2 protein-coding genes are annotated in these 1,265 nt (G+C 34.0%); both read left to right on the top strand.

Going from position 1 to position 1,265, the window contains the following annotated elements:
* Positions 1–127: cold-shock protein (locus tag ACS8FD_RS15190; RefSeq protein WP_439276462.1), on the top strand; the 127-nt coding region annotated here is incomplete at its 5' end.
* Positions 128–336: 209 nt separating this feature from the next.
* Positions 337–921, top strand: a complete 585-nt coding sequence (locus ACS8FD_RS15185; protein ID WP_439263289.1) for a DUF421 domain-containing protein — start codon at positions 337–339, stop codon at positions 919–921.
* Positions 922–1,265 lie beyond the last annotated feature (344 nt).

The following is a 1,265-nucleotide window of genomic DNA, read 5'->3' as shown; positions in this document are numbered from 1 at the left end:
CGTATTCGCTCACTACAGCGCTATCCAAGGTAACGGTTTTAAAACTCTAGCCGAAGGTCAAAAAGTGTCTTTCATCTTAGGTGATGGTAAGAAAGGACCACAAGCTGAGCAAATCGAAGCACTGTAATCTTATTGATGTTAAGTTTGATCGTTTGATCAATACTTTTCATTTTTAAAGATAAAATAAAAGCTAAGATTAGTTTGTTGTATAACAACAAAAATATTGTTTAGACTCTATAAAAAAGCAACCTCTAATCAGGTTGCTTTTTTTATTGAAAAAATAACTTTGTAGACAAACGATTGATTATAAATAAGCAGGCGCAGTAAGGTGATAATATGAAATGGGAAAACTGGTTTTCGATTGATTGGCAACAGGTAGTTGGCATCTCTTTATCCGCAGTAGGCTTTTATATTGGCCTTATGATGTTCACACGCTTGATGGGACTACGTAGCTTCTCCAAGCTATCGAGTCACGATTTTGCCATGACTGTAGCCATTGGTAGTATCCTGGCATCGACAGTATTATCTGACACGCCATCGTTACTCCAAGGATTGTGTGCAGTTGGTGCATTATTTGTCATTCAAGGTTTGGTCTCGATGATAAGACGAAAAATCAAACCTTTAAAAGCACTGATAGATAATCAACCTATAATCTTAATGGCGCATGGTGAATATTTTTGGGACAACTTAAAAGAAGCTAACTTGAGCACTAGTGATGTCCAACAGGTATTACGTAAAAATAGTATTAAATCAAAATCAGAGGTTTTTGTTGTAATCATGGAAACAACTGGTGATATGAGCGTCATTAAAAATAACGATGTAACACCAGATTGGTCATTATTTAATGATATACGTGACAGCGAGCTGCTAATTGACGCTACTAAAAATTCTATGAAAAAAGATACTTTGAACAAAGCATAGTTAAATATGTAATAATAAATTTTGAACGATAAAATCATGAATATATTATGTCATCTGACATGTTTTATATAAATAGTGACAAATTTATGACGCATTATTCACGGCGTTGTCTTGACCTTACTAAGATGCTCACGCAAGATAGTTAGGTCTAATAAGTCAAGCTCAACAGATAATCGTTGACAAACGTAGCTACAAGATTTAAGTAATATTTTGCATCAAGTAAATCAATAGTTTTTGATTTATATTTTCAATTCATAACATTAATAAACGAGGAACGTATGAAAGCATTAGTCGCGGTCAAGCGTGTCATTGATTACAACGTAAAAGTTCGTGTAAAAGCTGAT

The sequence above is a fragment of the Psychrobacter sp. 1U2 genome (assembly GCF_051847575.1).
The sequence above is the reverse complement of the archived record's forward strand: the minus strand, read 5'-3'. Positions and strand labels throughout refer to the sequence as shown.